This window comes from Chroococcidiopsis sp., from assembly GCF_051657925.1.
Lineage (GTDB): Bacteria > Cyanobacteriota > Cyanobacteriia > Cyanobacteriales > Chroococcidiopsidaceae > Chroococcidiopsis.
Window position 1 is genome coordinate 1 of sequence record NZ_JBOFLP010000075.1, and the last position, 7,332, is coordinate 7,332.

The 7,332-nt window shown below is 45.8% G+C and carries 8 protein-coding genes; 2 read left to right on the forward strand and 6 right to left on the reverse strand.

Annotated elements, in window-relative coordinates:
* The 6 genes from ACRC32_RS05750 to ffh form a co-directional block, all read right to left on the reverse strand.
* Positions 1–568: ATP-binding cassette domain-containing protein (locus ACRC32_RS05750; protein ID WP_438553093.1), on the reverse strand; the 568-nt coding region annotated here is incomplete at its 3' end.
* A 133-nt stretch (positions 569–701) separates the two neighbouring features.
* The gene (locus ACRC32_RS05755; protein WP_438553094.1) at positions 702–1,682 is read right to left on the reverse strand and encodes an ABC transporter substrate-binding protein; all 981 of its coding nucleotides are present in this window, start codon (positions 1,680–1,682) and stop codon (positions 702–704) included.
* 417 nt (positions 1,683–2,099) lie between these two features.
* Positions 2,100–3,053 carry a PhoH family protein gene (locus ACRC32_RS05760; RefSeq protein WP_438553095.1) on the reverse strand — a complete coding sequence of 318 codons (954 nt, stop codon included), beginning with the start codon at positions 3,051–3,053 and terminating at the stop codon, positions 2,100–2,102.
* 117 nt (positions 3,054–3,170) lie between these two features.
* Positions 3,171–3,620 carry a KH domain-containing protein gene (locus tag ACRC32_RS05765; protein WP_015153915.1) on the reverse strand — a complete coding sequence of 150 codons (450 nt, stop codon included), beginning with the start codon at positions 3,618–3,620 and terminating at the stop codon, positions 3,171–3,173.
* Entirely contained in the window at positions 3,571–3,843 is a 273-nt protein-coding gene (gene rpsP / locus ACRC32_RS05770; RefSeq protein ID WP_015153916.1) for a 30S ribosomal protein S16, read from the reverse strand. The genes ACRC32_RS05765 and rpsP overlap by 50 nt, the downstream gene beginning before the upstream one ends.
* Positions 3,844–4,005: 162 nt before the next feature.
* Entirely contained in the window at positions 4,006–5,469 is a 1,464-nt protein-coding gene (gene ffh / locus ACRC32_RS05775) for a signal recognition particle protein (protein ID WP_438553096.1), read from the reverse strand.
* 369 nt (positions 5,470–5,838) lie between these two features.
* On the opposite strand from ffh, the gene ACRC32_RS05780 reads away from it, so the two are divergent.
* Together ACRC32_RS05780 and ACRC32_RS05785 are read left to right on the forward strand one after the other, a co-directional pair.
* Positions 5,839–6,036 (forward strand): hypothetical protein, encoded by a 198-nt coding sequence (locus ACRC32_RS05780; RefSeq protein WP_015153918.1) that lies wholly within the window; start codon positions 5,839–5,841, stop codon positions 6,034–6,036.
* 415 nt (positions 6,037–6,451) lie between these two features.
* The coding region (locus ACRC32_RS05785; protein ID WP_438553097.1) for an alpha-amylase family glycosyl hydrolase at positions 6,452–7,332 on the forward strand (881 nt) is incomplete at its 3' end.

A 7,332-nucleotide genomic window follows, 5' to 3' on the forward strand; every position in this document is an offset into this window, starting at 1 on the left:
TTAACTCAAATAGTTGTTCTGTTTCGCGGTCTGACAGTGCTGCGGTTGGCTCGTCCATAATTAGGATGCGGCTATTGTCCTTGAGCGCCCGCGCGATTTCGACTTGTTGCTGTTCGGCAATTGAGAGGCGAGAAACCGTGTCTTCTGGCTGAAAACTCGCTCCCAGACTGTTGAGGACTGCTGCTGCTTCCTGATTCATGCGATCGCGATCGAGGAAATATCCTTTAGTTAACTCGCTACCCATGAAGATGTTTTCAGCTACAGTCAAGTTGGGGGCGAGGTTCAATTCTTGATAAATCAGTGCAATTCCTGCAAGTCTTGCAGCACTGGGGTCTGAAATTCTCACTGGTTCGCCGTTAATGCGAATTTCACCTGCATCTGTTTCGTATGCCCCAGCCAGAATTTTCATCAACGTACTTTTACCCGCGCCATTCTCGCCCATCAGAGCGTGAATTTCACCTGGATAAACGGTTAAGTTGACATTTTCCAAGGCAGTTACACCGTGAAATTTCTTGGTAATGCCTCGCATTTCTAACCGAGGGATGGGAGGGGATGTGGTTGTTGTCATAGGATTTAGGGGGACAAGAGAGTCGTAGGGGCGGGTTTTTTGAGGATACCCGTCAAACAACAGATAGTTCTGCGCTCAAACCCGCCCTTACAGAAGTCAAGAGAAGTCAAAAAGAATTCGGAATTCCGAATTCTTACTGCCAGCCTTTATAGTCTTTGACGTTTTCTCTGGTAATCAGCCTGACTGGAATCAAAATGTCGGGATTCTTCGGCTTCTTGCCGTTGAGAATTTCGTTACCAACTCGTACGGCTGTTTGCGTCATGCCCAGTGGATCTTGAGCAGCAGTCGCAACAAAAATACTATTAGGGTCTTCAATTGCTTGTTTTGCTTCCGGTGCGCCGTCTACGCCGACAATGAAAAACTCGTTGCGTCTGGCTTGCTTGGCTGCTAGTTCTGCACCAACTCCGCTCGGATCGTTGATCGCAAACACGGCATCAATTTTGTTAAATGATGTCAGCAGGTCGCTCATAACCCTTAAACCACCATCTCTGCTACCTTCTGCGTTTTGGTCTTTAGAAAGTATTTTAATGTTGGGGTACTGAGCAAAGACTTGTTCGCAACCTTTGACGCGATCGAATACTGATTGTACTGGCGGACCATTCACAATTACAACATTGCCTTTCCCTTTGAGGCGATCGGCAATATACTGACAGCTAATCTGCCCTGCTTGCAGATTATTAGAGGTGACGGTAGCATCTACGCCACCACCCGCACCTGTATCGACTGCGATTACGGTAATGCCTGCTTGTTTGGCTTTTTCCACAGCAGCTGCAATGCCCTCACTATCGCCAGCATTTAGCAGGATTAAGTCCGTGTTAGCGGCAATAAAGTTTTCGATTTGATTGAATTGCAAGTTGAGGTCGTAACCGCTAGAAACAACAGCAGTTCGTACCCCTTCTCCAGCAATTTTCTTAGCCTCAGATTCCGCACCTCGTCCCATCAAGACAAAGAAGGGATTGCTGAGATCGCCTACAGTAATTGCAAGCGATCGCAGTTTTGCGTTTGGATTGATTTGCGCTGTAGAGTTATTTTGGCTATCTGGCGAGCAAGCAACAATGGCACTGCCGATCGCGCCCAATAGACCAATGGCGACCGCGGCTTTTTTCCCTTTCATTTTTTCAACCAGCTTTTAAAAATAGTCAGACCGAATCTATATTGCGAGATGCGATCGAGATTTCAGGCAATTTTTTTAGTATGCAGAATTATTATTTTGATTTTTTTATTAAATGTTATACATCTATCTTAAAGCTTATATCTTGAAAGTAGGGTGAATGTGCGATCGCCCTGAAAATTGTTGAGACTCGTATGTACAAGTACTGTTTGATATCAAAAGTTGCTTGAAATTATTCAAATCAGAAACAAAATTTAAATTAAAAATTGTAAATATTCTGTTGACCTAATGTCTATTTATTAGAACATCTGAATGCAAGAATGCTAAAGAGAAAAATATATTTTACCACGGCTTGATTTGCTGTATCTCTGAGTAGAGAAAGGAATTTGAGAAGGAGTATCCGTGGTAAATAAACAGCAATTATTTCTCGTACTGCTCGTAAGCCGCAACAATTCTTTGCACCAAAGGATTGCGAACGACATCTTTTTGAGAAAACTCGCAAAAAGCAATTCCTTCGAGATGTTGCAGAATCTTCAACGCTACTGTTAACCCTGATTGTTGTTGCAAAGGTAAGTCAGTCTGAGTCATGTCCCCAGTCACAACCATGCGCGAACGGAATCCCAACCGCGTTAACACCATTTTCATCTGGGCTGGTGTCGTGTTCTGCGCCTCATCCACAATCACAAAAGCATTATTCAGCGTGCGACCCCGCATATATGCTAGAGGAGCTACTTCAATGACTCCCCGTTCCATTAGGTTAGCCATTTTTTCTTGGTCGATAAACTCATACAATGCGTCGTAGAGGGGACGGAGAAACGGATCGACTTTTTGTTGCAAATCCCCTGGTAAAAAGCCCAGTTTTTCCCCAGCTTCCACGGCTGGACGAGTTAAAATTAACCGTTCGTACTGATTTGCTAACAAAGCTTGGGCAGCAATGACTACCGCTAAATAAGTCTTACCAGTACCAGCAGGACCAGAGCAAAATGTCAAGTCATGGGTGCGGATGTATTGAATGTATTGACGCTGACGAAAAGTTTTTGCCCGCACTTCATCGCCGCGACGGGTACGAGCGAGAACATCTCGCTGTAATTCTTGCAGTTCGCCTTGGCGATGGGTATCTAATGCTTGACGCGCCGTGAGGATATCTGCATTAGAAATACTTTTACCTTGACTCCAGAGGTCTTCGAGCGATCGCACTAACTGCTGGCTTAGCTCGATTTGATTTTCCGTACCGTAAATATATAACTCTTGCCCGCGCAACACGACTGTAGCGCCTGTGAGTCGCGCCAGAGTTTTCAAATTTTCTTCTTTTTCTCCAGCTAAAGCGATCGCGCCAGCTTGAGTTGGTAGCGCGATCGTTAAAGGCTCTGCCATACCAGTTTTCTATTTGTCATTGGTCGTACCCTATGGGAAGGGCTTCGCCCTACGCCATCAGTCATTTGTCCTTTCTAGCTTACTAGCTACAAACGAGCGGTAGCCATCAACCAACGACTAATGAGAACGAGGTTTTTGCACGGGTTTGGGACTCTCACCTCGCTGTTCCCTCAATTTTGGCGCAGATGAACGGTCTGATGAACGTCCGGTTTCTTCCCCACTCGTCGCACCATTAAAAGCTTGGCTACCGTAAATATCCAGATATACTGAATGCCCTGACATAGCAGCAGCAGCAGCAATAACCGTGCGAATATTTTGAATATTGCGTCCGCCGCGACCAAAAACTCGCCCCTTGTCTTCACCTTCAAAGGCGACTCTAAGCCAAACCTTAGCCGTACTAGGGAAGAACTCGCAATCCACGCTTAGCGAGTTGGGAGACTCCAAAAACGGCTGAATCAGAAATTGCGCTAGTTTAGCGTAATCTGGTTGTCGATCTGAACTTATAGTGCGATCGCCCTTATGAGTTGGTTGATTGGCTGGCTGCGGTATTGAGCTGTTCAAAGACATTAGCTTTTTGTAGAATGTGACGCACGGTATCAGTAGGTTGAGCACCTTGTTGGAGCCGCCTTACGATTCCTGGCACATCTAACTTAGTTTCGTCAGTTCTGGGGTTATAGAATCCCAGCTCTTCCAAAGCACGACCTTCGCGCCGAGCGCTGCTTTTTATCGCCACAATGCGGTAACTTGCTTCCCGCTTTTTACCGTATCGCTTCAATCGCAGTTTGATCATACTGGGGTTAACTTCTCCTGTAGGCGGCTAATAGATTGTATTCACTGAATAGATCATCATATCACAGTTGCTGGGGAGTAGGGAGCGGGGAGCAGGGACAAGAGAGCTGAGTGGGCTAAGGGAGCAACTACCGATGACCAATTACCAATTACCAATTGCCACTCACAAAGTCCCAAATCCTTTTTTCTTCTTCTCTTTCTTCTTTTTCTTAGCGGGTGCGCCGCCAGCGTAGCCCCGCCAACCAGGGGGAGTAGGACGACTACCAGCAGCATAGGGATCGCCCATACCGCCGCCACCACCGAACAGATTAGGCATACCTGGGAAGCCGCCGCCTTGACCCATCTGCTGCATCATGGCTCGCATTCTCTGGAAGTCGCTCACCAGTTTGCTCACGTCGCTTTCTTTATATCCAGAACCTCTGGCAATCCGGCGGCGACGGCTGGGGGAACTAGATAATAGATCGGGGTCTTTACGTTCCTGCTTTGTCATGGAATTGATCATCGCTTCGCAGCGCTTGAGCTGGGTTTCCCCCTGCTTCAGCTGGTCGTCCGACATCTTATTCATGCCAGGAATTAGCTTCATGATGCCACCCAAAGAACCCATGTTCTTCAGCAGCCGCATCTGCTTCAGAAAGTCGGTGAAGTCAAATTTTGCCGAGAGAATTTTCTCTTGCATTTTCTCAGCATCGGCAAGGTCAAATTCTTCTTGGGCTTTTTCTACGAGCGTCAGCACGTCGCCCATACCTAAAATGCGCGATGCCATGCGTTCGGGGTAAAAGGGTTGTAGTGCTTCTACTTTTTCCCCGACACCGACGAACTTAATCGGCTGTCCCGAGATTCGTCGTACTGAAAGCGCTGCTCCACCTCGGCTGTCACCGTCCAGCTTGGTGAGAATTGCCCCAGTAATACCGACTTGTTCGTGGAAAGTGCGGGTGAGATTGGCTGCTTCTTGACCCGTCATCGCATCCACTACCAACAGCGTTTCGTGGGGTTGCACGGCTTCTTTAACACGAATCAACTCCGCCATCATGTCTTGGTCAATTTGCAGGCGACCAGCGGTATCGATAATAACTGTATCTACCCCTTGTGCTTTGGCTTGTTCGACACCTTGTCGCGCAATCTCTACGGGGTCGGCATTGCTACCCATTTCAAACACGGGTACGTCAATTTGCTTACCCAGAGTCACCAACTGATCGATCGCAGCAGGACGATACACGTCTGTCGCTACCATCAAGCAACTGAGGTCTTGCTTGCGTAGATGCAATGCTAATTTAGCCGTAGCGGTAGTTTTTCCCGTCCCCTGTAAACCTGCCATTAAAACAACGGTAGGGGCTACGTCTGCCTGTGCTAGGGGAACGTTGGTTTCCCCCATCACTTCTACTAGTTCGTCATAAACAACTTTGATGAACTGCTGGTCGGGTCTAACCCCAGAAAGTACCTCGGCTCCTTGTGCCTTAGTTTCTACTTCAGCAATAAAATCTTTGACTACCTGCAAATTGACATCCGCCTCCAATAAGGCGCGGCGTACCTCCCGCAATGCCTCTTGAATGTTGGCAGGGGAAATCTTATCTTGTCCCCGCAGCTTTTTCCAGGCAGATTCTAGGCGATCGGCAAGTGCATCAAACATATTTCATCAAGTAAAACGGCGATCGGATTTTGGGAAAGCAAATTTTATCCACTATTTCCATTATGAGGGATAAGGATGAACGGTTGACAGTTGATGGTTGATGGTTGGTAGTTGGTAGTTGGTAGTTGCTCCGCAACTCTCTTCTCCCCCTCAGATGGGCGACTCTCCCTCAGCTCAAGAGCAGCTCTTTTCTTCCCCTCACTCCTCGCTCCTCGCTCCTCACTCCTCGCTCCTCGCTCCTCATTACTCGCTTTTCTGAGAATTATGTTAAGAAATATTAAAAATAACAATTTTGTATTTTTGGATACAGAATTACCTGCTATAGTAAAAAAGTGAAAGTAAACAGAAAACTATAAAGAGGAATAAATTATGTCTACTCAAGAACAAGCTCGGGCGTTGATGATGCGTCACCACCACGTAGTCAAAAACCGTCAGCAATCGATGTTGAACCGTGCAGCAGCTGAAATTGGTTTTGAAGGTACGACAGAATATTGGAATCATATTCAAGGCAAACCCCACCCCACCTTCTCGGCTAACTACGATCGCAGTGGTTCTTCTATGAGCTAGATGGCGATTTCTACGTGAAGAAAGTTTGCTAAATTTGTTAAATAACATAAAGCTCCCCTCAAAATTGCATTGCGATCGCAGTTTTGAGGGGAGCTAAAATTTTGCAGTGGAGTACAGATACTGAGAATAACTATACGGAGAATTGCTCAGTCAAGATTGAGTGGTGAACCCGCTGCCGATACCAAATATTCTAGTGACGAGCAACGTTTTGCTTCTCCAAAGTGCTAAAGTCACTATAAAATTACTTCGCACGATAGATGATAGGGTTTTATTAATTAACATATTTTAACAATTGCCTGCAAAAAAATAGTTGGTTGGCATGTTATCTCGCTGAAAAACGACAGGAGCCAAAAGCAAAACCAACTCGTGCATAGATGCGCTCGCAATTTGAAAAATATAGAACTCAGTAAACCCTATGGAAGCACTTCCCACGGTTAAAGCTACTCCTGCTCAACACGAACTGATCGATTCAACAGCAGAACTAGAGACTTTAATTACAGCACCTCAACAAGAAACAGAGATCGATCTAGAATTTCTTTACACCAGAGATATCGAATTTCGTCAAGAAACCATTTACTTTGTGGTAGTCGATCGCTTTTATGATAGCGATCCAAACAATAGCGAAGGTCCCAACCCAGAAATTTACGATCCAACTAAGCAAGAGTGGGGCAAATATTGGGGTGGTGACTTACAAGGTATTATTGACAAACTCGACTATCTTAAAGGCATGGGAGTGACAGCAATTTGGCTGACTCCTTTATTCGAGCAAATTGAAGACTTATTTATCGAAAGTGCAGCAATTCACGGCTACTGGACGAAAGACTTCAAACGCTTGAACCCGCGATTTATCGGTCAAGATGAAGATCCATCCCTGAACAAAACTCAAGAGACTAGAAATACCACCTTCGATCGCTTAATTGACGAACTGCACAAGCGAAAGATGAAGTTAATTCTCGATATTGTCTGCAACCATAGTAGCCCTGACATTAGCGGAGTCAAGGGAGAATTATATGACGATGGCGTAAAAATTGCCGACTTTAACGACGATAAAGATCATTGGTATCACCATTACGGTGAAGTTTCAAACTGGGAAGATGAATGGCAAGTACAGAACTGCGAACTTTCTGGTTTAGCCACATTCAACGAAAATAACAACGAATATCGCAACTACATCAAATCGGCGATTAAGCAGTGGCTAGATCGAGGCGTGGATGCTTTGCGGGTAGATACGGTAAAACATATGCCAATTTGGTTTTGGCAAGAGTTTATCGCCGATATTCAAGCCCATAGACCGGA